This is a genomic window from Caulobacter sp. FG7, assembly GCF_057808875.1.
In genome coordinates, this window is the sequence record NZ_JBMDIW010000009.1 from 135,490 (window position 1) to 159,863 (window position 24,374).

Below are 24,374 nucleotides of genomic sequence, written 5' to 3' on the forward strand. Positions count from 1 at the left end.
TGACGCCAGCATGACATTTCTGACCGGAAGGCGATGGCGGCGCCGATGTGCGCCATCTCCAATTGCGAAGCTCTTCGATTCATGTCCAGGTTGCGCCCGATTTCGACGCGAGCGGCGCGTCGTGGGTAGGGGCGTACGATGGCGATCTGGACGATCGAGGTGGTCAACGAAACCAGGGAGGCCAAGGACTTCTTCGTCTACAGCGAGCCGCCCAAGGTGCGGTTCTCGGGCCAGGCTGTCGCCGTTCACCCCTGCGCCTGGATCACCTATCCCGGGATCCAGCCGGGCGATCGTCGGCGCTCGACCTTCAGCGAAAGCATCGCCATCTACGTGGACTTCAGCGCCAAGCCCGCGCCCGGCGTGGTGCTGACGGAAAACGCCAACGTGCCGGTCGACGCCCGGGCGCGCGACCGCGTCGACCTGCTCAACAACCCCGACCTGTTCGGACCCGTGGAGCATGACCGGTCGGACTACGGCACGGTCTCGCTGCACACGCCCGACCCGCTGTCGGGCGGTTCGTTCCCGCCGCCCGCGACGATCGGGCTGGGCAAGTTCGGCGACAGCGACGTGCCGACCCCGATCGCCGGTTTCCTGCCTCAGCCTGGCGGCGTGTTCGTTATCGAGCCTTCGCACCGCTTCCATCTGGCGCAGGGGCGTCCGTTGCGCGGCGAAGCGCTGGCGCTGCATCCGCCGTCGCTGGTGGCCATCGACTTCGACCAGGACAAGCTGACGGCGACGATCGTGGCCAAGGCCGACGGAACCTTCGCCGTCACCTACCAGCCCATCTGATCGAGCGGAGGCGAGCATGGCGGTCTGGACGATCGAGATCGTGAACGGCGGCTCCAAGGCCCGCAGCTACGCGCTGCTGCCTGCGCCGCCGGATGTGACCCTGGACGGGGCGCCGGTAGTGGTATGGCCCGCCGTATGCGCGCCCTTCGACTATGTCGAGCCGCACACGCCGCGCGTCGCCACCTTCAGCGAGGCGGTTCAGGCCCTGTTCGCCTTTCCGGCCAAGGTGGAGGTCGAGCGTGTGATCAAGGCGGCGTTCACGGCGCCGGTGAACCCGCTGGCCCGCGACCTCGTCACGATCACCCACATGGAGCACGAAGGCCCCAGCCGGGGCTTCGCCGAGAAGCTCACCGCCGGCGCCGCCGAGCCCGGTCACTTCGCGATCGACACCAAGGCCGACTTTCCGGAAGGCGACGGGGTCGTGCTGGGCATGACCAAGCAGATCGACAGCAACGAACCCGTGCCTGCGGCGGTCTTCGACGCCCTGCCGCACGTCACCTACCAGATCCGGCCGCGGCCGGTGTTCCACCTGATCGAGGGGCGCTATGTGCGGGGCAAGGTGCTGGATCTGTCGGCCAGACCCAGTGCGGTCATCGACTTCACCGGACGCGAGCGGGCCAAGGCCGCCGTCGTCCAGGCGGCCGACGGGGTCTTCACTGTGACTTACGATCCGGCCTGAGGTCGCGTCAGTCGACGCAGATCGCGCCGGTCGCCTTGCCGTTGACGACCTTGGCGTAGCAGCCGAACTGCACGTTCGAGCGCTTGCATTGACCGGTCACCGGGGCGTCGTTCGGTTCGAGGTTACCCTCGACGATGCAGCCGCCCTGGCACTGGGCGTTGTCGGTGCAGGCCTTGCCGGCGTCGGCATAGGGCACGACGCAGGTTGGCAGGCCCCGCCGGCCCACGGTCTCGATCTGGCCGCCGCGGGCGGCGCAGGTCTCGGCGGTGTCGCTGCCCGAAGTCGCTTGCGTCGGCGACGGCGGCGAAGCCGTCGGGGCGCAGGCGGCCAGGGTCAGAAGGGCGGCGGCGATCAGCGGAAGACGCATCCGGGACACTCTTTCGTACTTTCGCCGCTAGCCGGCGATCAGCCCATGAACGCCGGCAGCCAGGCTTCGTTCGCCTCGCGCAGCTTGTTCAGCGGGATCGAGAACAGGTCGGTCGAGGCGAAGGCCTCGCCGCCGGCCATGCCCGCGATGTTGGCGTGCACGCCGGCGTCCTTGGCCGCTTCCAGCAGGGCGTCCGGATCGGGCGTCGCCACCAGGTAGCGGGCCTGGTCCTCGCCGAACAGGTAGGGGTGGGCGTGGGCGTGGCTGGTGGCGTTCAGGGTGACGCCGACCTTGCTGGCCAGGGCGATGTCGGCCGCGGCGACCAGCAGGCCGCCGTCCGACAGGTCGTGGACGCCGGCCACCAGGCCCGAGCCGATCAGGCCGCGGACGAAGTCGCCGTTCTTGCGCTCGACGGCCAGGTCGACCGGCGGCGGAGCGCCGTCCTCGCGGCCCAGGATCTCGCGCAGATAGATCGAGGCGCCCAGTTCGCCGTGCGTCTCGCCGATCAGCACCAGGGTGTCGCCTTCGGCCACGTTGCCAAAGCCCGTGCGCAGGTCGAAATCGGCCAGCAGGCCCACGGCGCCGACGGTCGGGGTGGGCGGAATGGCGACGCCGTTGGTCTCGTTGTAGAGGCTGACATTGCCGCTCACGACCGGGAAGTCGAGCGCGCGGCAGGCCTCGGCCATGCCGTCGGTGGCGCGTACGATCTGGCCCATGGTCTCGGGCTTTTCGGGGCTGCCGAAGTTGAGGTTGTCGGTGATGGCGATCGGCACGGAGCCGGCGGCCGTCAGGTTGCGCCAGGCTTCGGCGACGGCCTGCTTGCCGCCCTCGTACGGGTCGGCCTGGACATAGCGCGGGGTGCAGTCGCTGGTCACGGCCACGGCCTTGCCGGTGCCGTGGATGCGCACGATGCCGGCGTCGCAGCCGGTGGCGCTGTCTTCCAGCGTGTCGGCCATCACGTGACGGTCGTACTGCTCCCACAGCCAGCGCTTGGAGGCCATGTCGGGGCAGCCCAGCACCTTGAGCACGGCCTCTTCCCAGTTCTCGGGCGCGGCCACCTTGGCCGGATCGAGGCGGGCGTCGACCTTCGGTTCCGTCCAGGGACGGTCATAGAGCGGCGCATCGTCGAACAGCGGGGCCAGCGGCACGTCGCAGACGGTCTCGCCGTGGTGGTTGAGCACCAGGCGGCCGGTGTCGGTGGTGTAGCCGATGACGGCGGCGTCCAGGCCCCACTTCTCGAAGATGGCGTGGCCGTCCTGCTCGCGGCCGGGCTTGAGGACCGCCAGCATGCGCTCCTGGCTTTCCGACAGCATCATCTCGTAGGCCGACATGCCGGTTTCGCGCTGCGGCACCATGTCCATGTTCAGCTCGATGCCGACGCCGCCCTTGCCGGCCATCTCGACCGACGACGAGGTCAGGCCGGCCGCGCCCATGTCCTGGATGGCGGCGACGGCGCCGGTGGCCATCAGCTCCAGCGTGGCTTCGATCAGCAGCTTCTCGGCGAAGGGGTCGCCGACTTGGACGGTCGGGCGCTTCTCTTCCGAGTCCTCAGAGAACTCGGCCGACGACATGGTCGCGCCGTGGATGCCGTCGCGGCCGGTCTTGGAGCCGAAATAGACGACCGCCAGGCCCGGGCCCGGAGCGGCCGAGTAGAAGATGCTGTCGGCCTTGGCCAGGCCCACGCACATGGCGTTGACCAGGATGTTGCCGTTGTAGCCCTTGTGGAAGTTGGTCTCGCCCGCGACGGTGGGCACGCCCACGCAGTTGCCGTAGCCGGCGATGCCGGCGACCACGCCGTCCACCAGGCGCTTGGTCTTGGGGTGAGCCGGCTCACCGAAGCGCAGAGCGTTCAGGAGGGCGATGGGGCGCGCGCCCATGGTGAAGACGTCGCGCATGATGCCGCCCACGCCCGTCGCCGCGCCCTGGTAGGGCTCGATGTAGGACGGGTGGTTGTGGCTTTCCATCTTGAAGATGATCGCGTCGCCGTCGTCGATGTCGATGACGCCGGCGTTCTCGCCCGGACCGCAGATCACGCGCGGGCCGCTGATCGGGAACTTCTTCAGCTGGTTCTTCGACGACTTGTACGAGCAGTGCTCGGACCACATCACCGAAAACACGCCCAGCTCGACGAGGTTGGGCTCGCGGCCCAGGCGGTCGAGGACGACCGCGTATTCCTCGGGCTTCAGGCCGAACTCGGCGGCCGTATCGGCCATGGATTTCGCGGGGGCGTTGGTCGGTGCGCTCATGGGCGCGCCTTCTAGCGCGACTGGGGGGATTCCGCTATATTTCAGGTGACCAGAAAGGCGCTTCTCGCATGGGTGTCGAGATCAATCGCGGCGAGATCGAGCGTCTGGCCCACGAACTTTCCGAGATCACGGGGGAGAGCCCCGATGAAGCGGTTCGCAGCGCGCTTGCCGAGAAGATCGGCCGTCTGGCCCGCCCAGCGCCTGGTTCGGCCGCCTATGAGGCGCGCAAAGCGGCTTTCTTTGCGCGGCTGAGCGCTCGGCCGCGAACCGCTGACGTTCGACCTTGGCAGCAGATCGAGGACGAGGACATTTACGACGAGCACGGACAGCCTGTCGGATGATCGTGGATACATCGGCGCTTGCCGCGATCCTGCTGGGAGAGCCTGACGCAGGGCGCTTTTATGATGCGATCATGGCGGTTGCTGAGCCCAAGCTTTCAGCGGCGTCATTTGTGGAACTTGTCGAGGTCTACGCGAAGAAGATCGAGATCGAGGGCGTCATGGATGTGCTGCGCGAGGACCTGACGATGTTGGGCGTTGTCGTCGTGTCCGTGACGGTCGAGCAGGCCTTGCTCGCGGGAGCGGCCAGGCTGCATTTCGGCAAGGGCCGACATCCCGCCCGCCTGAACTACGGCGACAGCTTCGCCTACGCCCTCGCCAAGTCGCTAGACGCGCCGCTGCTGTTCAAGGGCGACGACTTCGCCCGTACCGACATCCGGTCGGCGATCTGACGCCTGGCGAGAAAGCTCTCGCGAAAACAGAAGCTAAGCAGGAACTAAGGCAGCTGCGCCGAAGGAACGCTGCGAGTCTTGCGCCCGTTCTTCATCCCGTGCGCATCGCAGCGCGCGGAACGAAGAGGAGTAAGGCCCATGGGCGAACAAACCCGCAATCCGCAGCAGCAACAGCAGAACCCGCAGCGACAGGCTCCGGGCCAGCAGCAGCAGCAGCGCCAGAACGAACAGGGCCGCAACCCGGGCGGCCAGGAAAAGCAGCCGGAGCGCGATCGCGACCGCTGATCTGAAGCTTTAGCGCATTTTCTGACGACGAACCGGTACCCACTTCGTCGGAAAATGCTTTGGCGAGCGTTAGCAGCGCTCCATCGGAGGAAGGGTCGGCGTCGCTCCGCCGGCCCTTTTCGTGCGCGAAGAGTTCAGGCGCTCTGGAAGACGCTGCGGAACAGGATCGCGCCGTCTTCCGAGCCGAGGTCGGCGTCGAACGAGCGGTCGGGGTGGGGCATCAGGCCCAGGACGTTGCCGCCGGCGTTGACGATGCCGGCGATGTCGCGGGCCGAGCCGTTGGGGTTGTCCTTGTAGCGGAACACCACCTGGCCCTCGCCCTCGATGCGGTTCAGCGTCTCTTCGTCGGCAAAGAAGTTGCCCTCGCCGTTGCCGACGGTCATCACCGCGTCGCGCTGCTCGCCGAAGGCGGCGGTGAAGCGGGTCTGGCTGTTGACGATGTCGAGTTCGACCGGCTTGCAGATATACTTCAGCTTGGCGTTGCGCAGCAGGGCGCCGGGCAGCAGGCCGACTTCCGTCAGCACCTGGAAGCCGTTGCAGATGCCGACCACGGCCACGCCCTTGTTGGCGGCCGAGACGACTTCCTTCATGACCGGGCTCTGGGCGGCCATGGCGCCGCAACGCAGGTAGTCGCCATAGGAGAAGCCGCCGGGCAGGACGATCAGGTCCAGGTCGTCCGGCAGCGCCGTCTCCTGGTGCCAGACCATTTCGACGCGGGCGCCGGTGGAGCGTTCGACGGCGACCTTGCAGTCACGATCGCAGTTGGAACCGGGGAAGACGACGACGGCGGCTTTCATGGCGCGGGCCTGTAGCACCGTTCGAAGGCAATGTCAGGCGCCGGACGGGCGGAAACTGGCGAAACCCTCCGGTCGCGCGATCGCTATATCCTCTCGGCGGCCTCGCGGCAGACCTCCAGCAGCCAGCCGTTGGGCGAGTCGGGGCCGTCGCTGGCCCGCATCACCGCGCCGAACGGGGTGGGCGGGGGCGGGGCCGGCGGCTCGATCATCACCACCTTGCCGCGCTCGGCGGCGGTTTCGGCCAGGCGCCTTGGCAGGATGCAGATCATGTCCGAACGGCTGATCATGCTGAGCGCGCTGAACGAGTCCTGCACCGAGAACGGCTGGTAGGAATCGTCGCCCAGGGCGTAGCGCTCGCCCCACGAGGTCACGCGCCGCAGGCCGATGTGGCCGGCCGAGGTGCGGTCGGGATCGTCGTTGCCGCCGGTCACGCCCAGCCGGGGCAGGCGGGCCAGGGCCTCCAGGTCTATGCCGTCGGCCACGGCGGGGTGCCCGACGCGCACGACCCAGACCCCGCTCTCGTCGAACAGCCGGGTGTGGGTGAAGCGCCCCGGGACCGACTCGAAGCAGCCGATCACCATGTCGAGGCGTCCGGTGTCGAGGTCCTCGGTCATGCCAGCGTAGAGGCCGCGGAAATGGATCTGCACATTGGGGGCGACGGCCATCACCCGCTCGGCGATCAGCGGACCCAGGACGTAGGAGATGTAGGCGCCGGCCGCGACGGTGAAGGCGTGCTGGTCGACGTGTGGGTCGAAGCGCTGGGCTAAGACGGCGGTCTCCAGCAGCTTCAGCGCCGTGCGGGCGGTGTCGGCGATCTCCATGGCGCGCGGCGTGGGGCGCAGGCCGGTCTGGCCGCGCACGAAGAGATCATCGCCCACCATCTCGCGCAGGCGCCGCAGGGCATGGCTGACGGCCGACTGCGACAGGCCCAGGCGCTCGCCCGCGCGCGTGGCGTTCTTTTCCTCCAGCAGGGTGACGAACACCCGGAAGAGATTGAGGTCGGCGGTTTTGAAATTCGCTGAGTTCATGACTGACGTGAAGAGATATCATTTCTCTCATGACCGGCAGAGTCCTATTTCGCCGGCCAGGTTCGCGATCGAACGGACCTCCCTTTCGATTCCCCGAAACTCGAAGACATGTGGAGCAGCGCGTGAGCGACGCTGAAGGTTACGACGCCATCGCCGAGGCCGACGCCCTGGCTGCCCGCAAGCGGCAAGGCAGGACTCTGGGCCAGCGGCTGCGCCTGCCGTTGATGATCGGCGTGCCCGTGGTCATCCTGGCGGGCGTCGGCGTGGTGCTGCTGACCGGCGGCAAGTCGCAGGCCACCGACAACGCCTACATCCAGGCCAGCCGCACGGCCATCAGCGCCAGCATCGACGGCCGGGTGGTCAGCGTCGAGGTTCACGAGAACCAGGCCGTCAAGAAGGGCCAGGTGCTGTTCCGCCTCGATCCGGCCGACTACGAGGTCGCCGTGTCGGAAGCCGAGGCCGCCCTGGCCCAGGCCCGCTTCGACGTGCAGGCCCGCCGCGCGGTCTATGCCCAGCGCCTGGCCGACCTGGCCGCCGCCGAGGAAACCGCCGGCTACGCCAAGCGCGAGGCCGCGCGCCAACGCGATCTGGCCGCCGCCGGCGTCGCCACCCAGGCCCAGGCCGACGAGGCCCGCCACGCCGCCGACCAGGCCCAGCGCCAGATCGCGGTCGTTCGCCAGCAGATCGCCACGGCCCTGGCCGATCTCGGCGGCTCCGCCGACGCGCCCACCGAGCGCCAGCCCAAGGTGCTGGAGGCCCAGGCCCGTCTCGAACGCGCCAAGCTGGATCGCTCCTATGCCGCCGTGGTCGCCCCGACCGACGGCGTGGTGGCCAAGGTCGAGCAGCTTCAGGTCGGCGCCCGGGTCAGCGCCTCGCAGGCGGTGTTCTGGCTGATCTCGGGCAAGCCCTGGGTCGAGGCCAACTTCAAGGAAGACCAGCTGGCCCACATGCGCGTCGGCCAGCCCGCCTCTATCAAGGTCGACGCCTACGACGCGCCGCTCAAGGCCCACGTCGCCAGCTTCAGTCCCGGCACCGGCTCCAGCTTCGCCCTGCTGCCGGCCGAGAACGCCAGCGGCAACTGGGTGAAGGTGGTCCAGCGCGTGCCCGTGCGCCTGACCCTGGACGACGCCGCGCCCGCCAACCTGGGCGCGGGCCTCAGCGCCAAGGCCACCGTGGACGTCCGCTCGGGTCGCGAGTGATGAGCGCCGCGCGGGCCCTTTCCGGCCACGACCGCGACGTCGCCAACCGCGGGCCGATCACCGTATCGGTCATGCTGGCGACGATCATGATCTCGCTGGACACCACGATCGCCAACGTCGCCCTGCCGCACATCCAGGGCAGCGTCTCGGCCTCGGCCGACCAGATCACCTGGGTGCTGACCTCCTACATCGTGGCCGCCACGATCATGACGCCGCTGACCGGCTTCATGACCGAGCGCCTGGGCCGCAAGATGGTGCTGAACGTCTGCATCATCGGCTTCACGATCGCCTCGATGCTGTGCGGCATCGCCACCAGCCTGGCCGAGATCGTCATCTTCCGCCTGCTGCAGGGCCTGTTCGGCGCCGCGCTGATCCCGCTATCGCAGGCCGTGCTGCTCGACATCAACCCGCCGCACCGCCACGGCCAGGCCATGGCCGTCTGGGGCGCGGGCGCGGTGCTGGGACCGATCCTGGGTCCGGCGCTGGGCGGCTGGCTGACCGACAATCTCGACTGGCGCTGGGTGTTCTTCATCAACCTGCCGGTCGGCATCCTGGCCTTCTGCGGGGTGTTCTTCTTCCTCTCCGAGAAGAAGGGGACCGAGAAGAAGCGCTTCGACATTCTGGGCTTCGCCAGCCTGGCCATCGCCATCGGCGCCTTCCAGCTGATGCTCGACCGCGGCCCCGGCGAGGACTGGTTCGGCTCGGCCGAGATCTGGACCTACCTGGTGATCTGCGTGATCTGCGTGTGGATTTTCGGCGTGCAGCTGGCTACGGCCGACAAGCCGTTCATCTCGCGGGCGCTGCTGGCCGACGCCAACTTCGTGACCTGCTGCATCTTCGGCTTCTTCATCGGCATCCTGCTCTACAGCACGCTGGCCCTGCTGCCGCCGATGATGCAGACGCTGCTGGGCTATCCGGTGGCCTTTACGGGGCTGGTCTCCATGCCCCGCGGCCTCGGCTCGTTCATCGCCATGTTCGCCGTCGGCCAGCTGGTCGGGCGGATGAACATCAAGCTGATCCTGACCATCGGCATGGCCATCAGCGTCGTGTCGCTGTGGCAGATGAGCCAGTTCAGCCTGGGCATGGACACCCACCTGATCATCGTCTCGGGCTTCCTGTCGGGGGCGGGGACGGGCCTGATCTTCGTACCGCTCAGCACCATAGCCTTCGCTACGGTCAAGCCGGAACTGCGGGCCGAGGGCGCGGGCCTGTTCACCCTGGTGCGCAACATCGGCTCGGCGGCCGGCATCTCGATCATGCAGGCCCTGTTCGTCAGCGGCATCGAGAAGCACCACGCCGTGCTGGTCGAGCACGCCCGGCCCGACAATCCGATCTACCAGGCCTACGCCAAGAGCGTGTTCCTGACCCAGAACGCCATGGCCGCATTCAACGGCGTCATCAACCGCCAGGCCTCGATGCTGGCCTATCTCGACGACTTCCGCCTGATGCTGCTCATCACCGTGGCCTGCTCACCGCTCATCCTGCTCATGCGAACCCCGAAAGCCAAAGGGGGCGAGACCGTTCATGTCGCCGACCACTAAGACCGCCCGCCGCCTCGCCGCCCTGGCCGGGGCCGTCAGCCTCGCCGTGCTGGCCAGCGCCTGCACCACTGTGGGCCCTGATTTCCAGGCGCCGCAGGCCCCGAAGACCGCCGGCTACGTCGGCAAGGACGAGACGCTTCCGGCCATGGCCGGCCTCGACAGCACTGGCGTTGGCCCGTGGTGGACGGCGCTGGGCTCGCCCGAGCTCGATGCGGTGATCCGCCAGGCCCTGGCCGACAACCCGTCTCTGGCGGAGGCAGACGCCACCCTGGCCGGCGCGCAGTCGGCCCTGGCGGTCGCCCGCGGCCAGGCCGGCCCGCAGGTCAGCGCCAACGCCGGGATCGATCGCGAGCGGGCCAACCTGCAGGCCTTCGGCTTCACCGGCTTTGGCGACATCAAGCTCAGCAACCCGACCTTCAGCCTCTATTCGGTGGGAGCAGGCGTCGGCTACGACCTCGACCTGTGGGGCGGGAACAGGCGCCGCATCGAGGGGGCGACGGCGCGGGTCGAGGCCGAAGGCCGCCGCGCCGAGGCGGCCTACCTGTCGCTGACGGCCAACATCGCCCTGCAGGCGGCGACCATCGCCGCGCTGCAAGCCCAGATCGCCAGCGTCGAGCAGATGATCGCCGACGATGAGGCCAATATCGAACTGGTCCGCAAGGCCGACGCCCTGGGCGGGGCGACCCGTCTGGCCGGCGTCTCGGCCCAGGTCCAGCTGGAGCAGGACCGCGCCCTGCTGCCGGATCTGCAGGGCGAACTGGCCGCCGCCCGCCACGCCCTGGCGGTGCTGGCCGGCAAGGCGCCGGCCGACTGGACCCCGCCAGCCTTCACGCTGGACAGCCTGAAGCTCGCCGCGCCCGTGCCGGTCGTCCTGCCGTCGACCCTGGTGCGCAAGCGGCCGGACATCCTGGCGGCCGAGGCCGAACTGCACGCCGCCACCGCCGACATCGGCGTGGCGACGGCCGATCTCTATCCGAACCTCAAGCTCAGCGCCTCGCTGACGCAGGGCGCCCTGAAGCCCAAGGACCTGTTCAGCTACGACGCCAGCGGCTGGGACGTGGGCGCGGGCCTGACCGCGCCGCTGTTCAACGGCGGCGCCCTGAAGGCGCGGCGCGAGCAGTCCAGGGCGGCGGCCCGTATCGCCTCGGCCCGCTACCAACAGACCGTGCTGACCGCCTTCGGCCAGGTGGCGGACGCCTTGGCGGCGCTGTCGGCCGACGAGGCCGCACTGGCGGCGCAGGAGCGTGTCGAGCGCCAGGCGGGCGAGCGCCTGCGCCTGGCTCGCCTGGCCTTCGATCGCGGCGGCGGCACGATGCTGGAGGTGATCGACGCCCAGCGGACCCTGAACGCCGCCCGCCAGTCGCGGGCGCGGATAGAGGGGCGCAAGCTGGCGGACGCCGTGCGGCTGTTCGCGGCGACCGGGGCCGACTGGCGGACGGCCTGAAGCCTCAGACCACCGTCAGCCTGGGCGCCGCGTCGCGCCAGGGCGCCAGCAGAGCGTCGCAGCGCTCGACCTCGACGTCGCGCACCCAGTCGCGGAAGCGCCAGTAGACCGGCGCCAGGCGCTCGGGCGTGACGGCCATCGGGGTCATGCCCTTGGCGTCGTAGAACTCGAGCGCCAGGCCCGTTTCGAAGTCGACGATTCCCACCGACAGATTGATCAGGCCGCGCTTCTGGAAGCCGCCGACGGCCGCCATCAGGAACGGGGCCAGGGCGTCGGGCGTGGCGGACGTCTCGACATAGGCGAGATTCCACCACCAGTCGGGCGCGTCGGCAGGATCGGGGCGCAGGCGCCAGGCCGGCTCACGCGGCAGGTCGAAGCCCAGGTGCGACAGGCGCTTGAACGGCGGCTTTTCGTGGGAGCTCCAGCCCAGCTCCAGGGTCACGCGCTCGGACCGGCCGAACAGGGCGGCGACGACCGCGCGGGCGGTGTCGAGCTCGCGCAGCAGGCGGGCGGCGGGCGTGAAGGGCTGGGGAAGACGGTCGGGGGCCGTGGCGTCCGGGATCAGTTCGATCCGCGTCCAGGCCGGCCCCCGGAAGTCGTGCAGGCGCTCGACGCCGAAGACGTCGAGCATCCGCTGGCGGGTGGGATGGAGGCTGGCCTCTCCCACGATCCGCCTCAGGCGATGTCGATGCGGTAGCTTTCGATGACCGTATTGGCCAGCAGCTTCTCGCACATGGACTTGACCTCGGCCTTGGCGGCCTCGGCGTCCGTGGCGTCGAGGTCGAACTCGATGACGCGGCCGACGCGGGCGTCCTTCACCGACGGCCAGCCCAGGCCATGCAGGGCGTTCTCGACGGCCTTGCCCTGGACGTCGAGCACGCCGGGCTTCAGGAACACGTGGACGGTGGCTTTCAACTTAAATTCCTCCCTCGCGAAGCGGGGGAGGGGGACCGCGAAGCGGTGGAGAGGGCGTGAGCCGTCCACGGCGATCGGGATCTTCCCCCTCCGTCGCCTTTCGGCGACACCTCCCCCTTCAGGGGGAGGATCAAATGACTAGTGCACGCCGCCTTGGATGACGGTGGGCATTTCCTTCATGATGCCGAGGCGGCGGGCCACTTCGGTGTAGCTCTCGATGACGTTGCCGAGGTCACGACGGAAGCGGTCCTTGTCCAGCTTCTCGTTGGTCGCCGAGTCCCACAGGCGGCAGCTGTCGGGGCTGATCTCGTCGGCCAGGATGATCCGCGAGAAGTCGCCCTCGTAGACGCGGCCGAACTCGATCTTGAAGTCCACCAGCGTGATGCCGACGCCGCCGAACAGGCCCGACAGGTAGTCGTTCACGCGCAGGGCCATGGCCATCATGTCGTCGATCTCCTGGGTGGCGGCCCAGTTGAACGCGGTGATGTGCTCCTCGGAGACCATCGGGTCGCCGAGCTTGTCGTCCTTGTAGTAGAACTCGATGATCGAGCGCGGCAGCGGCTGACCTTCGGTCAGGCCCAGGCGCGTGGCGATCGAGCCGGCGGCGATGTTGCGCACCACGACCTCGAGCGGAACGATCTCGACTTCCTTGATCAGCTGCTCGCGCAGGTTCAGGCGGCGGATGAAGTGGTTCTGGACGCCGATCGCGTTCAGGCGAGTCATGATGTACTCGCTGATGCGGTTGTTGATCACGCCCTTGCCTTCGAGGACGGCCTTCTTCTGCGCGTTGAACGCGGTGGCGTCGTCCTTGAAATACTGGATGAGGGTGCCGGGCTCGGGGCCCTCGTACAGGATCTTGGCCTTGCCTTCGTAGATCTTCTTGCGACGGGTCATGGCTCTCGTCGAGGCCCTTCCTGCGAATAAGCGCGCCGTCCTTGCCCGGAAGACTCCCGAGAAAACGAAAAGCGCGCGCGGCGGATAGCTGCGCGCGGCGTTCGACTCAAGGCCGCTCACTGAAAAATGTCCGCCGGAACCTACCCGAACGCCGGCTTTTCCGCAAACACGGCCTGCCATCGTGGTAAACCTTCGCCCTGCGGCGTCGCGGGCGATTGCCCCCCGTCGCTGGGCGGGATATGGAGCCGCCACAAGAACACTTCGTCTCGCGGACACACCATGTTCGCAGGGGACGAAACCGAACTACTCTCTTACACTGGAGCGCCGTACTACCGCCCTGGGTTGCACCCGTCGGCGGTAGGCGTTTCGGGAAACTTGGGGCTTTCATGACGACCTTCGACGACCGCGAACAGGCTTTCGAACGCAAGTTCGCGAACGACCAGGAGCTGGAGTTCAAGGCCACCGCGCGCCGCAACCGCCTGCTGGGCGAATGGGCCGCCGGCCTGATGGGCCTGGCCACGGTCGAGGAATACGCCCGCGCCGTCGTGAAGTCGGACTTCGAGCAGCCCGGCGACGAGGACGTGTTCCGCAAGGTCTTCGAAGACCTCAAGGGCTCGGGCGTCGCGGCGTCGGAAGGCGAGGTTCGCATGAAGATGGCCGAACTGCTGGCCTTCGCTCGCGAGCAGCTGCGCGCCGGCGAATAAGCCGGTCCGCCGGAAGGCGACCACGAAGAGGCCCGGCCCGGTTCGCACCGGCCGGGCCTTTTTCTTTGGCCGCAATCGCGCATCTGTGAACTTGCGCACCTTTAGGTTGTCAAAAAACTGCAATCGTCCTCAGGCTTTATCGGGCGGCGAATTCGCCCGTGAGGCGCATCGTCGACAACGGAGCGGCGATCAAGCGACCGCTCCGATAACCGGAGGACGCAAACATGGCTGACGACGTCGGCAACCTGCATTCCCAATCGGCCGAGATCGGCCCGGTCGGCCTGTACCTGGTCAAGGTCGTGGTCGGTAACGTCGGCACGCCCGGCGTCCCGATCGTCAACCTGGCCCTGACCGTCGACGCGCCCTCGGGCAACGTCAGCGGCATCGCCGAGATCACGCAAGCCGTCCAGGGCGGCAATCATCGCTTCCCGGTCTCGGGCCACATCTACCACACGGGCCTGGGCCAGGATCAGCTGCTGGTCGCCCTGAACGGCCAGTTCGTCTACAGCGTGCCGCCGCCGGCCATCGGCTCGTTCCTGGCCCAGTTCCGCGCCGGCCTGGTGGTCGACAAGACTTGGAACGGCCACGGCGGCTTCGACTACCTGAACACTCACATCGACAACGTGCCGGTCAAGCGGGTCTGACCCCTTCGGCGCGCTGAGAGGCGGGGTTCGGTCGCTTGACGACCGGACCCCGTTCTTGCTCGGGGATCGGCGTTGTGCGAAATCGCACGGCGTGTCGGGGACGCGCGCTGTAGCGTTCCCGACGACGACCAGGGCGGCGCAGGGGGCGGCCGTCCGGCGTCGCGGGGGAGCACGGCATGGCCGACGATATCGAGATTTGCGGCGCGGACGCTGGCGTGGTCCAGCTGGTCGTCGGCAAGCTGGGCATGCCGGGCGCGCCCATCCTGAGGCTGGACCTGCAGTTCGCCGCCGACCGCGCCAACGGCGTGGCCGAGATCAACCAGGCGGTCATCGGCGGCAAGCATCGGTTCGAGGTGTCGGGCGAGGTCACGCCGACCGGCGACGCGCCCTTCGGGCTGCGGGTCACGCTGGCGGGCCAGTTTCCCCATGCCGGGCAGGCCGCCCGCTTCAGCGCCGTCCTGACGGTCGACGAGGCCTGGGTCGGCGAGGGCCAGTTCGAATACCTGCAGACCAAGGTCTCGAAGGTCCCGGTCAAGCCCGCGGTCTGACGGCTATAGATAGGTCCGCAGGGCCATCCAGGCCTCGCGCTTGGCCTCTGGCCCCATCGCCGCGTGGGCCGGGCTGGACGAGGGCAGGGGGATCTGCGCCAGGCGTTCGGCCCGCGAGGCCAGCAGGCGCGCCCCGGCCTTGGCCGCCGCGCCGCCGTTGAACGCCACGGCGCGCAGGCGCGGCAGGCCGTCGATCAGGCCGGCGAGGTCGTTGTCGGCGGCGTCCTTGATCGCCGCGTCCAGGCTGCCGGGGCGCACCGCCTCGGCGTGGACGTCCCACAGCCCGACGCCGGCCGCCAGCAGCGCGGCCAGGCGCTCGTCATAGGGTAGGCAAACCAGGTCGCGCTCGATCACCGCGCCAATCAGTCGCCAGAAGCCGTTGCGGGGATGGCCGTAGTATTGCGCGGCCGCCAGCGAGGCGTCGCCGGGCAGGCTGCCCAGCACCAGCACGCGCACGCCGGTGTCGACCACCGGAGGAAAGCCGCGCTTGCGGGCTTCTCCGGTCACGCCTGGCGGGGCTTGCCGGCCGGCGGGCTGTCCTTGAGCCAGCCGGTGACCATCAGCCGCGGCGCGCCGGCATAGGGCGCGACGGGGGCCACCGAGTGCTGCCTTGGCACCTTGAAGATGGTCATGGTGTTGAAGGCGGGGGCAAAGCCGCGCTCGATGTCGCCCTCGGTGTCGTGGAACAGCAACTGGCCGCCCCAGTCGCTGCGCCATTCCCGGGTCAGGCTGATGGTGTAGGCGGCCCGGCGGTCGCCCTCGCCGGTGTCGTCGTGGCGGGTGAGGAAGTCGCCTGGCCGATACAGCGTGGCCTGGGCGTCGAGCTTGGTGATCCCCGGTTCGCCGATCACCTGGGCGCCGAAGGCGATCATCTCCGGTCCGTTGAGGAAGTCGGTCAGGTCGTGGATCGGGTGGCCCGGATTGCGCCCGGTGAGGTAGGCGTTGATCATCGGGTAGCCGAGATAGACATAGGCGAAGCCGGTGCGGGCCCGCAGGGTGGCGGCCTTCAGCTTCTCGCCGATGGCCGCTCCGCCCAGGCGCTGCACCGTCGCGCGGTCCAGCACCTCGGCCTTGCCGGTCTCGGTGGAGCAGATCACGTCCCACTCGATGCCCTGTTCGAGCATGCGGGCCAGGATGTCGGCCACAGCCGGCTCGAAAAGACCCGGGATGCGGACCATGCCGTCCCGGGCGTAGGCGGCCGCGAGGGCCGCCGGATCCAGCGCCGGATTGAGACGAAGGATCGGCGGCTCGCTCAACGGGATCAGGCCTGTTCGCCGAAGACGCGCTTGAAGATCACGTCGACGTTCTTGGTGTGGTAGCCGAGGTCGAAGAGGTCTTCGAGCTCCGTATCGGTCAGGGCCTTGGAGACCACCGCGTCGGCCTTGAGGAAGTCGAGGAAGCGGCCTTCGCCGCGCCACACCTTCATGGCGTTGCCCTGCACGGCGGCGTAGGCGTCTTCGCGCGACACGTCCTTGTGCGTCAGGGCCAGCATGACCCGCTGCGAGAACACCAGGCCCCCGAGCTTGTCGAGGTTCTTGGCCATGTTGTCGGGATAGATGTTGAAGCGCTCGATCACACCGGCCAGGCGGCGCAGGGCGAAGTCGAGATGGATGGTGGCGTCGGGGCCGATGCCGCGCTCGACCGACGAGTGGCTGATGTCGCGCTCGTGCCAGAGGGCGACGTTCTCCATCGCCGGCACCACGGCCGAGCGGACCAGGCGAGCCAAGCCGGTGAGGTTCTCGGTCAGGATCGGGTTGCGCTTGTGCGGCATGGCCGACGAACCCTTCTGACCCGGATCGAAGGGCTCTTCGGCTTCGAGGACTTCCGTGCGCTGCAGGTGGCGGATCTCGGTAGCCAGGCGCTCGATCGACGAGGCGACGACGCCGAGAGCGGCGAAGTAGGCCGCGTGGCGGTCGCGCGGGATCACCTGGGTCGAGACCGGCTCGACGGCCAGGCCCATCTTGTCGGCCACGTGCTGTTCGACGCGCGGGTCGACATTGGCGAAGGTGCCGACGGCGCCCGAGATCGCGCAGGTGGCGATCTCGAACTTGGCCATCGCCAGGCGCTCCTTGGCGCGCTGGAACTCGGCGTAGTAGCCGGCCAGCTTCAGGCCGAAGGTGATCGGCTCGGCGTGGATGCCGTGGCTGCGGCCGACGCAGACGGTGAACTTGTGTTCCAGCGCGCGGCGCTTGAGGGCGGCCAGGACCAGGTCCACACCGTCCAGCAGCAGGTCGGTGGCGCGCGACAGCTGCACGGCGAAGCAGGTGTCCAGCACGTCCGACGAGGTCATGCCCTGGTGCAGGAAGCGGGCCTCGGGGCCGACGATTTCCGACACGTGGGTCAGGAAGGCGATGACGTCGTGCTTGGTGACGCGCTCGATCTCGTCGATGCGGTCGCTGTCCCAGACCGCGTCGCGGCCCTTCTCCCAGATGGTCTCCGCGGCGAGCTTGGGGATGACCCCAAGTTCGGCCATGGCGTCTGCGGCATGGGCCTCGATCTCGAACCAGATCTTATACTTGGTCTGGCTGGACCAGATGGCGGCGGCTTCGGGGCGGGCGTAGCGGCTGATCATGGGCCGGGGGTTTCGTCGCGTGAGGCCGGAGAGTCAAGGGAAGCGGGTTATTACTTAGCGGGGCGGAGATCCTCCCCCTGAAGGGGGAGGTGGCCCGGAGGGCCGGAGGGGGAAGTTTCTGACGAACCGGCGAACCCGTCGAAGGGAGTGGTCACATCCCCCTCCGTCGGCTTCGCCGCCACCTCCCCCTTCAGGGGGAGGATTTCGGATGTCACCCCCGCGACTTCATGTGCTTGACCATGCCGATGGCCGCCAGGGCGTAGTGCACGCCGGCCCAGGCGTAGAAGCAGAGCGAGACGATGATGCCCTGCTGGGTGGCGCGGGCCATGGCGCCGCCGCAGGCCTTGGCCGCCTCGATCCCCGCACCCTTGGGGGCGATCCCGCCTGGGCAGGCGCTCGCGAAGTCGATCGGGCCGGGCGAGAACATGCCGCCAAGCGCGGTGAAGATGCCGCCGGCCTGCGGGTGGTTGAAGTGGAAGCCGGCCAGATGGTCGATCAGCCAGCCGGTGAACACCGGCCCGCCGCCCAGCGCGATCAGGTTGAGGAAGAAGAACAGCAGAGCCGTTGCCGTGGCGCGGCGGCGAGGCTCCACCGAATTCTGCACCACGCCGAAGGTCGGAGCGAGATAGACGTAGTGGAAGACGCCCGGGATCAGCAGGATCAGCGCCGTCATCTGCCAATCGGTCTGCAGGTAGGCGACGATGTAGATCGGCGTGCAGACGATGAGGCCGATGGCTGGGGTCAGGGCGTACCACTTGGCGCTGCGCTTGCCGGCCCAGTCGCTTAGGAAGCCGCCGACCAGGGTGCCGACGCCTGCCGAGAAGCCGCCGATGAGGCCGACGATCAGGCCGACCTGAGCCAGGCCCAGGCCGAAGGCGCGCACGAAGTAGGGCGGCACGAACGCGCCCGAGCCGTAGGAGCCGAACGAGGCGATGGTCACGCCCAGCACCATGTGCAGCACCGGCCACTTGCCGAACAGGATCTTGGTCACGGCCCAGAGCTCGGAGAACTCCTTCTGCAGCGAGAAGGCCGGCTTGGCCGGCTCGGCCGGGGTCACGGCTTCCGGCTCCAGCGGCGTCTCGACGACGTCGGAATGGCCGCGCGGCGGTTCCTTGACGATCAGCTTGACCAGCAGGGCCAGCAGGATGCCCGGCAGGCCGACGATGACGAAGGCGGCCCGCCAGGAAAGCTCCTGGGCCAGCCATCCCCCGGCGACGGCGCCGAACATCGTGCCCAGCGGAATGCCGAAGCTGTAGATCGACAGGGCCGAGGCGCGCTGCTTGGGCGCGTAGTAGTCGCTGATGAGCGAGTGGCTGGGCGGCGAGCAGCCGGCCTCGCCGACGCCGACCCCGAAGCGGTAGAGCGCCAGCTGGGCGAAGCTGGCCGCGGTGCCGCAGAGCGCCGTGAAGCCCGACCAGATGACCAGCGAGATCGAGATGATCGACACCCGGTTCCAGCGCTCGGCTAGGCGAGCGATCGGAATGCCGAGGATGGTGTAGAGCAGGGCGAAGTAGAGGCCGCCCAGCAGGCCCAGCTGGGTGTCGGTGAGGTGCAGGTCGACCTTGATGGCCTGGCCGATGGTGGCGATGATCGTGCGGTCGATGAAGTTGAAGGTGTAGGTCGCCAGCAGGAGCGCCAGCACCGAGGCCTTGTATCCCTTGGAATAGAGCGGCCGATCGCCGCCCGGCGCACGCGCCTGGCCCATACTGACTCTCTCCCTTCAAACGTTTGTTCTATTTGCGCCGACTGTGACCCAACGGCAGGGGGAGCGCCACCCCCTTTTCGAAGCTTCGGAATGGTGGCGGCTTTGCGGCGCGCGGATGAACCGCAGATAACAGGAGATGGCGGGAAGGTTCAGGAAAGCGAGCGCCTACTGGCGCCACACAAGGCCGGTCAAACGGCCGCCGCGTCGGAGGTCTCTCATGCAAGCCGCCCCCCGCAAGTCTGAACAGGAAACGCCTGCCCGCGAGGCCGAGATCGTCTCGCTGGCGCAGTTCAACCACGCCCGCTCGATGAAGGCGCTGGACCGCTGGGACAACGGCGTCCCCGCCGACCCGTATCCCTTCGCCTACTGCTTTCCGCGCCGATGAAGAGATCCTCCCCCTCTGGGGGAGGTGACGCGAAGCGCCGGAGGGGGGCCGTTTTCAGCTTCCGAGGACGCTGGCCGTCCTCCCCTGCCGATCACTAGGGGAGGGTCGCTGACTACCCCACCATGTCCTCGCGGATGGTCTTCCTCGCCGCCCAGAACAGCGCGAACGCCACCAGGCCGAACATCGTCGAGACGATCAGCGCCCAGCGCACGCCCTGCGCCTCGCCCAGGCCCATCGGTCCGGCGAACATGTCGCTGAGGACGCCGACGGCCACGGGGCCAAGGCCCAGGCCGATCAGGTTGATCACGAACAGCAGCACGGCCGAGGCGGTGGCCCGCATCGACGGATCGACGATGCTCTGGGCCGTGGCGTAGACGGGGCCGTACCACAGCGTGCCCAGAAGGATCGGGATCGTCAGGATGCCGATGGCGGCGGTCACCGAGTCGAGGCTGACGGCGGCGATGTAGAACGGCAGGGTGACCAGCGAGGCGATGGCCGGCACGGTGACATAGGCCCGCAGGTCCTTGGCGCCCAGCTTGTCGGCCAGCTGACCGCCCAGCCAGGCGCCGATGACGCCGGCCGTGCCGCCGATCAGACCCAGGGCCAGGCCCAGGAAGCCGGCCGACTTCAGACCGAACTGCGCAGCCAGGGCGGCGACGTCGGCGCCGTGGTTGCGGAAGAAGTACGAGGCGATGAACGGCGCCTGGCCGTAGCCGACGAAGGCCTTGATCGAGGCGGCGAAGGCCACCAGCCAGAAGGTCTTCTTGGTCATCAGCACCGCCAGGGCCGCGCCGAAGCTGACCTGGTGGGCGGCGCGGCCGGCCAGATCCGCGGCCAGCTGCTTGCGAGGCTCGACCAGGGTGAAGGCGGCGATGATGGCGAACAGCACGCCCGGCGCGCCGGCGACCATGAAGGCCGCGCGCCAGCCGTAGGCGTCGGCGATCAATCCGCCCATGGCCATGCCGGCCAGCGTGCCCAGCGGCGTGCCGATCGAATAGAAGGCGATGGCGCTGGCCCGCTTTTCCTTGGGCACATAGTCGGTGATCAGGGAGTGGGCGGGCGGCGTGCACCCGGCCTCGCCCACGCCCACCCCGATGCGGGCGGCGATCAGCTGCCAGACGTTCTGGGCGAAGCCGCACAGCACGGTGAAGGCGCTCCAGGCCAGGATCGAGGCGGCGATGATCCGCGGCCGGTTCTTGCGCTCGGCAAGGCGCGCGATCGGGATGCCCAGCACGGTGTAGAAGATCGCGAAGGCCAGGCCCGTCATCATGCCCAGCTGCCAGTCGGCCAGCCCCAGGTCGCGCTTGATCGGCTCGGCCAGGATGTTGACCACCTGCCGGTCGAGGAAGTTCAGCGTGTAGATGATCAGCAGCACCCACAGGGCATAGCGGCGATAGCCGCTCGACACGGGCGCGATCACCGGCGACGGGATTGCCGTCTCCGCCATGGGCGTTCCTCCTCGAACAGTTGTTCTAATCGTTGAGGCGACTGTAGACGCGCGTTAAGCCGGAAGGCCAGTCTGCATCGAACAGGAGACCGTCATGGAACTCGTCATCGGCACCAAGAAGTGGTCGACCTGGTCGCTGCGGCCCTGGCTGGCGCTCAAGCGGACCGGCGCGCCGTTCAAGGAGATCGAGATCGAGCTGCGGCGCGGCGACGCCACCGAGGCCGACATCGCCAAGCACTCGCCCAGCAAGCTCGCGCCCGCCCTCAAGGACGGCGACCTGGTGGTCTGGGACTCGCTGGCGATCTGCGAATATCTGGCCGAGAAGTTCCCAGAGGCCAGGCTGTGGCCCGAGGATCCTGAACTGCGCGCCCTGGCCCGTTCGGCGGCCGCCGAGATGCATTCGGGCTTCTCGTCGCTGCGCGGCGAGTGCCCGATGGACCTTGGCCTCGTCAAGCACGCGGACCTGTCGGAAGCCACCCAGAAGGACGTGCGCAAGATCACCGAGCGCTGGAACCAGCTGCTCAAGCGTTCGGGCGGGCCGTTCCTGCTGGGCGAATGGTCGATCGCCGACGCCTTCTACACCCCGGTCGCCACCCGCTTCCGCACCTATGGCGTGCACCTGTCGGACTACGGCGACACCGGCGCGGCCGGCGCCTACTGCGAGCGCCTGCTGGAAACGCCGGAGTTCCTGGCCTGGGAAGCGGCGGCCTAGGCCGCCGGGAAGAACCGCATGTAGGGCTCGGCCTCCTTCAGCGTCCGCGCATAGGAAGGCCGGGCCTTCAGCCGTTCCAGATAGGCCGCCGCGTTGGGGCGTTCGGGCGCCAGGGGCATGACCTTGTCGGCGTAGAACATCGCCGGGGCGGCGGCGCAGTCGGCCATCGAGAACGCCTCGCCGACCGCCCAGGTGCGGCCTTCCATATCGCGCTCGACGATGTCGAGCGCGGTCGCCAGGTGGGCTCTCGCCTCGGCTAGGCCATGCGGGTCCTTGGCGTCGGCTGGCCGGATGCGGTCGTTGACGATCTTCTGCATCGGGACCTGGACCGACAGGTCGAAGAACCGGTCCTTGGCCCGCACCTCCAGCGCCAGGTCCTGATCCCGCGGGATCAGGGAGGCGGCGCCCTGGTGATGGATTTGCAGATACTCGATCAGGATCGAGCTCTCGGGCACGACCGCGCCGCGACCCGTATCCTCCAGCACCGGCATGCGCGCCATCGGCCATAGGACGCGGAAGGCGTCCGCCGAGGCGGGATCACCGAAGTCGACCATGCGCAGTTCGAACGAAAGGTCCAGCTCGTACAGAGCCACCAGCGCCTTGTGGCAGAACGACGAGAGCGGGTGGGCGTGCAGGATCAGCGCCATCGGTTTCCTCCCAGCGGCGGGGAAGACCCCCTCCGGCCCTTCGGGCCACCTCCCCCAACGGGGGAGGATCTGGCGAGTTAAGCAGATGCTCCCCCTTTGGGGGAGCTGTCGCCGAAGGTGACTGAGGGGGCCTTACAGCCCGAACGCCTTCAGCAGCCGGTCGGCGGCGGCGGAAGCCGGCAGGTCGCCGGCCCGCACCGCGCCTTCAGTTTCGTCCACCAGCGCAGCCACGGCCGGCGCGGCGCGGAAGGCTTCGGCCAGGCGGTCGTTGACCATGGCCCACATCCAGCGGGCGTCCTGGTCGGCGCGGCGCGAGGCGCGCGCGCCGTTGGCGGTCATCACCTCGCGGTGGCGCTGGACCTGGCCCCACAGCGTGTCGAGCCCGGCGCGGGTCAGGCCCGAGACGGTCAGCACCGGCGGCGTCCAGTCGCGATGGGCGGGGGTGAGGATGTGCAGGGCGTTACGATAGTCGCGGGCCGAGCGTTCGGCCTTGGTCGGATCGGCGTCGGCCTTGTTGATCACCAGCAGGTCGGCCAGCTCGATCAGGCCCTTCTTGATGCCCTGAAGCTCGTCGCCGCCGCCTGGGATCAGCAGGGCGACGAAGATGTCGACCATGTCTGCGACGACCGTCTCGGACTGACCCACGCCCACGGTCTCGACGATCACCACGTCGAAGCCGGCGGCCTCGCACAGCAGCATCGCCTCGCGGGTCTTGCGGGCCACGCCGCCCAGGGCGCCGCCGGACGGGGAGGGGCGGATGAAGGCGTTCGGATCGACGCTCAGCTGTTCCATCCGGGTCTTGTCGCCGAGGATCGAGCCGCCGTGGCGACCTGACGACGGGTCGACCGCCAGAACCGCCACCCTGCAGCCGTCGGCGGTCAGGGCGCAGCCCAGGCTCTCGATGGTGGTCGACTTGCCCGCCCCCGGCACGCCGGTGATCCCCACACGCTGGGCGCGGCCGGTATGGGGCATCAGGCGCTGGAGCAGGTCACGGGCGGTGGCCTGGTGGTCGATCCGGCGGCTCTCGACCAGGGTGATGGCGCGGGCCAGGGCCGCGCGCTCGCCGGCCAGCAGGCGGCGTTCGAGATCGGCTATGTCGAAGACGGGCGGAGGCACGCCCCCGACTTAGAGGACGACCGCCGTGCCGGAAACCGAAACCATCATCATCTGCCCGTTGGGGCCGACGGTGTTGTAGTCGAGATCGACCGCCAGGATGGCGTTGGCGCCGACCTTCTGGGCTTCCTTCATGAGGCCCTTCAGGGCGTCCTCGCGGGCGCGTTCCAGCACCCGTTCGTAGGAACTGGAGCGGCCGCCGATGAAGTCGCGGATCGAGGCCAGCAGATCGAGCACGACGTTGGCGCCCAGGATCGCCTGAGAATAGACCGCGCCCTTGTATTCCTTGACCGGACGGCCCTCGATGAACGGGGTGGTCGAGATCAGCATGCCTGCGGGTCCTTCGCTCATGGCGCATAGTTAAGCATAAACGGGGCGCGCCGCGAGGGGCTCCGGCATTGCACGCGCGGCGATACGGCGAAGTTTCCCCTCTGGCGGGAAACCGGCTTCCGGCAAGCCTGGCCTTGAGGCAGATTGCCCGCGCTGAAGCTGGGGGGCTGGCCGTTGTTCTTCGCCAAATCGCATCTCGACCTGCACAACATCCGGGGCAGCGTCGAGCGCACGGTCAAGCTGTCCGACAACATCGTCGGCGTGGGACCCGTGGGCATCGGCCTGGACGGCATCCTGGCCTGGTTCGGCGGGGCGGGCTCGCTCTACTCGCTGGGCGCGGGCGGGGTGCTGTTGTTCGACGGCGTGCGCGCCCGGGCCGCGCCGATGGTGCTGATCCAGATGACCGCCGTGCTGCTGATCGACGCCCTGCTGCCGCTGGGCCCGCCCGGCCTGGGCGCGGTGGCCGACACCCTGTTCACCGGCCAGAAGTGGGCCGGCGGGATGTTGATCAAGCACATGGACGACACGATCTATTTCGAGGGCGCGCGCAAGGAAGCGCAAGGCACGGCCGAGTACCGCGACCTGCTCGAGCGGATCCGGTCGGGCAAGGAAAAGCGCCGGGTGGTGTTCCTGGGCTGACAACCAAGCTTGCG

General features: G+C 68.6%; 29 protein-coding genes. 14 read left to right on the forward strand and 15 right to left on the reverse strand.

Features of this window, described 5'->3' with window-relative positions:
* Positions 1-138 precede the first annotated feature (138 nt).
* Positions 139-789 carry a hypothetical protein gene (locus ACODR1_RS09745; RefSeq protein WP_488880275.1) on the forward strand — a complete coding sequence of 217 codons (651 nt, stop codon included), beginning with the start codon at positions 139-141 and terminating at the stop codon, positions 787-789.
* Positions 790-805: 16 nt separating this feature from the next.
* Entirely contained in the window at positions 806-1,468 is a 663-nt protein-coding gene (locus ACODR1_RS09750; RefSeq protein ID WP_488880276.1) for a hypothetical protein, read from the forward strand.
* 7 nt (positions 1,469-1,475) lie between these two features.
* Here the strand turns inward: ACODR1_RS09750 and ACODR1_RS09755 are convergent, their stop codons facing one another.
* Together ACODR1_RS09755 and purL are read right to left on the reverse strand one after the other, a co-directional pair.
* Positions 1,476-1,835, reverse strand: coding sequence for a hypothetical protein (locus ACODR1_RS09755; RefSeq protein WP_488880277.1), 360 nt, complete (start codon positions 1,833-1,835; stop codon positions 1,476-1,478).
* A 38-nt stretch (positions 1,836-1,873) separates the two neighbouring features.
* Entirely contained in the window at positions 1,874-4,081 is a 2,208-nt protein-coding gene (gene purL / locus ACODR1_RS09760) for a phosphoribosylformylglycinamidine synthase subunit PurL (protein ID WP_488880278.1), read from the reverse strand.
* 68 nt (positions 4,082-4,149) lie between these two features.
* On the opposite strand from purL, the gene ACODR1_RS09765 reads away from it, so the two are divergent.
* From ACODR1_RS09765 to ACODR1_RS09775, 3 genes are all read left to right on the forward strand, one after another.
* Entirely contained in the window at positions 4,150-4,422 is a 273-nt protein-coding gene (locus tag ACODR1_RS09765) for a type II toxin-antitoxin system VapB family antitoxin (RefSeq protein WP_488880279.1), read from the forward strand.
* Positions 4,419-4,811 carry a type II toxin-antitoxin system VapC family toxin gene (locus ACODR1_RS09770; RefSeq protein ID WP_488880280.1) on the forward strand — a complete coding sequence of 131 codons (393 nt, stop codon included), beginning with the start codon at positions 4,419-4,421 and terminating at the stop codon, positions 4,809-4,811. Before ACODR1_RS09765 ends, ACODR1_RS09770 begins: the two co-directional genes overlap by 4 nt.
* A 138-nt stretch (positions 4,812-4,949) precedes the next feature.
* A complete protein-coding gene (locus ACODR1_RS09775; protein ID WP_165256576.1) occupies positions 4,950-5,096 on the forward strand; it encodes a hypothetical protein in 147 nt (48 codons plus the stop codon).
* A 134-nt stretch (positions 5,097-5,230) separates the two neighbouring features.
* Here ACODR1_RS09775 and purQ read toward each other — a convergent pair whose 3' ends face one another.
* Positions 5,231-5,893 (reverse strand): phosphoribosylformylglycinamidine synthase subunit PurQ, encoded by a 663-nt coding sequence (gene purQ, locus ACODR1_RS09780; protein WP_101712516.1) that lies wholly within the window; start codon positions 5,891-5,893, stop codon positions 5,231-5,233.
* Between the two features lie 83 nt (positions 5,894-5,976).
* Positions 5,977-6,921, reverse strand: coding sequence for a LysR family transcriptional regulator (locus ACODR1_RS09785; protein WP_488880281.1), 945 nt, complete (start codon positions 6,919-6,921; stop codon positions 5,977-5,979).
* Between the two features lie 122 nt (positions 6,922-7,043).
* Between ACODR1_RS09785 and ACODR1_RS09790 the strand changes: the two genes are divergently transcribed.
* Genes ACODR1_RS09790 through ACODR1_RS09800 form a run of 3 tightly spaced genes read left to right on the forward strand, consistent with a single transcriptional unit; the run spans position 7,044 to position 11,105 of the window.
* Positions 7,044-8,120 carry an HlyD family secretion protein gene (locus ACODR1_RS09790; protein WP_488880282.1) on the forward strand — a complete coding sequence of 359 codons (1,077 nt, stop codon included), beginning with the start codon at positions 7,044-7,046 and terminating at the stop codon, positions 8,118-8,120.
* Positions 8,120-9,661, forward strand: coding sequence for a DHA2 family efflux MFS transporter permease subunit (locus ACODR1_RS09795; protein WP_488880283.1), 1,542 nt, complete (start codon positions 8,120-8,122; stop codon positions 9,659-9,661). Before ACODR1_RS09790 ends, ACODR1_RS09795 begins: the two co-directional genes overlap by 1 nt.
* Positions 9,645-11,105 carry an efflux transporter outer membrane subunit gene (locus ACODR1_RS09800; protein WP_488880284.1) on the forward strand — a complete coding sequence of 487 codons (1,461 nt, stop codon included), beginning with the start codon at positions 9,645-9,647 and terminating at the stop codon, positions 11,103-11,105. The genes ACODR1_RS09795 and ACODR1_RS09800 overlap by 17 nt, the downstream gene beginning before the upstream one ends.
* 4 nt (positions 11,106-11,109) lie before the next feature.
* Here ACODR1_RS09800 and ACODR1_RS09805 read toward each other — a convergent pair whose 3' ends face one another.
* The 3 genes from ACODR1_RS09805 to purC form a co-directional block, all read right to left on the reverse strand.
* Positions 11,110-11,772 (reverse strand): DUF3885 domain-containing protein, encoded by a 663-nt coding sequence (locus ACODR1_RS09805; protein WP_488880285.1) that lies wholly within the window; start codon positions 11,770-11,772, stop codon positions 11,110-11,112.
* Between the two features lie 8 nt (positions 11,773-11,780).
* On the reverse strand, positions 11,781-12,020 hold the full coding sequence (gene purS / locus ACODR1_RS09810; protein WP_058350003.1) for a phosphoribosylformylglycinamidine synthase subunit PurS: 240 nt from the start codon (positions 12,018-12,020) through the stop codon (positions 11,781-11,783).
* A 138-nt stretch (positions 12,021-12,158) separates the two neighbouring features.
* Positions 12,159-12,914, reverse strand: coding sequence for a phosphoribosylaminoimidazolesuccinocarboxamide synthase (gene purC, locus ACODR1_RS09815; protein ID WP_101712523.1), 756 nt, complete (start codon positions 12,912-12,914; stop codon positions 12,159-12,161).
* Between the two features lie 386 nt (positions 12,915-13,300).
* On the opposite strand from purC, the gene ACODR1_RS09820 reads away from it, so the two are divergent.
* The 3 genes from ACODR1_RS09820 to ACODR1_RS09830 all read left to right on the forward strand — a co-directional run bounded on the left by ACODR1_RS09820 (position 13,301) and on the right by ACODR1_RS09830 (position 14,810).
* On the forward strand, positions 13,301-13,618 hold the full coding sequence (locus ACODR1_RS09820) for a DUF1476 domain-containing protein (protein ID WP_101719177.1): 318 nt from the start codon (positions 13,301-13,303) through the stop codon (positions 13,616-13,618).
* Between the two features lie 224 nt (positions 13,619-13,842).
* Positions 13,843-14,262 carry a DUF1842 domain-containing protein gene (locus ACODR1_RS09825; RefSeq protein ID WP_488880286.1) on the forward strand — a complete coding sequence of 140 codons (420 nt, stop codon included), beginning with the start codon at positions 13,843-13,845 and terminating at the stop codon, positions 14,260-14,262.
* Positions 14,263-14,438: 176 nt separating this feature from the next.
* Entirely contained in the window at positions 14,439-14,810 is a 372-nt protein-coding gene (locus tag ACODR1_RS09830) for a DUF1842 domain-containing protein (protein ID WP_488880287.1), read from the forward strand.
* A gap of 3 nt (positions 14,811-14,813) precedes the next feature.
* Here ACODR1_RS09830 and ACODR1_RS09835 read toward each other — a convergent pair whose 3' ends face one another.
* From ACODR1_RS09835 to ACODR1_RS09850, 4 genes are all read right to left on the reverse strand, one after another.
* Positions 14,814-15,317, reverse strand: a complete 504-nt coding sequence (locus tag ACODR1_RS09835) for a DNA-deoxyinosine glycosylase (protein WP_488880288.1) — start codon at positions 15,315-15,317, stop codon at positions 14,814-14,816.
* Positions 15,314-16,066 (reverse strand): 2OG-Fe(II) oxygenase, encoded by a 753-nt coding sequence (locus ACODR1_RS09840; protein ID WP_488880289.1) that lies wholly within the window; start codon positions 16,064-16,066, stop codon positions 15,314-15,316. The genes ACODR1_RS09835 and ACODR1_RS09840 overlap by 4 nt, the downstream gene beginning before the upstream one ends.
* Positions 16,067-16,071: 5 nt before the next feature.
* The gene (gene purB, locus ACODR1_RS09845) at positions 16,072-17,382 is read right to left on the reverse strand and encodes an adenylosuccinate lyase (protein ID WP_116488057.1); all 1,311 of its coding nucleotides are present in this window, start codon (positions 17,380-17,382) and stop codon (positions 16,072-16,074) included.
* Between the two features lie 211 nt (positions 17,383-17,593).
* Positions 17,594-19,087 (reverse strand): spinster family MFS transporter, encoded by a 1,494-nt coding sequence (locus ACODR1_RS09850; protein ID WP_488880290.1) that lies wholly within the window; start codon positions 19,085-19,087, stop codon positions 17,594-17,596.
* Between the two features lie 217 nt (positions 19,088-19,304).
* Here ACODR1_RS09850 and ACODR1_RS09855 point away from each other — a divergent pair, with 217 nt between their 5' ends.
* Positions 19,305-19,472 (forward strand): hypothetical protein, encoded by a 168-nt coding sequence (locus ACODR1_RS09855; RefSeq protein WP_488880291.1) that lies wholly within the window; start codon positions 19,305-19,307, stop codon positions 19,470-19,472.
* Positions 19,473-19,584: 112 nt separating this feature from the next.
* On the opposite strand, the gene ACODR1_RS09860 is transcribed toward ACODR1_RS09855, so the two are convergent.
* Positions 19,585-20,919 carry a spinster family MFS transporter gene (locus ACODR1_RS09860; protein ID WP_488880292.1) on the reverse strand — a complete coding sequence of 445 codons (1,335 nt, stop codon included), beginning with the start codon at positions 20,917-20,919 and terminating at the stop codon, positions 19,585-19,587.
* Between the two features lie 94 nt (positions 20,920-21,013).
* On the opposite strand from ACODR1_RS09860, the gene ACODR1_RS09865 reads away from it, so the two are divergent.
* On the forward strand, positions 21,014-21,631 hold the full coding sequence (locus tag ACODR1_RS09865) for a glutathione S-transferase family protein (RefSeq protein ID WP_488880293.1): 618 nt from the start codon (positions 21,014-21,016) through the stop codon (positions 21,629-21,631).
* Here ACODR1_RS09865 and ACODR1_RS09870 read toward each other — a convergent pair.
* From ACODR1_RS09870 to ACODR1_RS09880, 3 genes are all read right to left on the reverse strand, one after another.
* Complete coding sequence (locus ACODR1_RS09870; RefSeq protein WP_488880294.1) at positions 21,628-22,278, reverse strand: glutathione S-transferase family protein; 651 nt, start codon at positions 22,276-22,278, stop codon at positions 21,628-21,630. The two genes, ACODR1_RS09865 and ACODR1_RS09870, sit on opposite strands and share 4 nt — an antisense overlap.
* A 132-nt stretch (positions 22,279-22,410) precedes the next feature.
* Positions 22,411-23,394, reverse strand: coding sequence for a methylmalonyl Co-A mutase-associated GTPase MeaB (gene meaB, locus ACODR1_RS09875; RefSeq protein ID WP_488880295.1), 984 nt, complete (start codon positions 23,392-23,394; stop codon positions 22,411-22,413).
* A gap of 9 nt (positions 23,395-23,403) precedes the next feature.
* On the reverse strand, positions 23,404-23,721 hold the full coding sequence (locus ACODR1_RS09880) for a heavy metal-binding domain-containing protein (protein WP_101719187.1): 318 nt from the start codon (positions 23,719-23,721) through the stop codon (positions 23,404-23,406).
* 174 nt (positions 23,722-23,895) lie between these two features.
* Between ACODR1_RS09880 and ACODR1_RS09885 the strand changes: the two genes are divergently transcribed.
* Positions 23,896-24,360 carry a DUF4112 domain-containing protein gene (locus tag ACODR1_RS09885; protein ID WP_101719188.1) on the forward strand — a complete coding sequence of 155 codons (465 nt, stop codon included), beginning with the start codon at positions 23,896-23,898 and terminating at the stop codon, positions 24,358-24,360.
* The last annotated feature ends 14 nt before the right edge of the window (positions 24,361-24,374 follow it).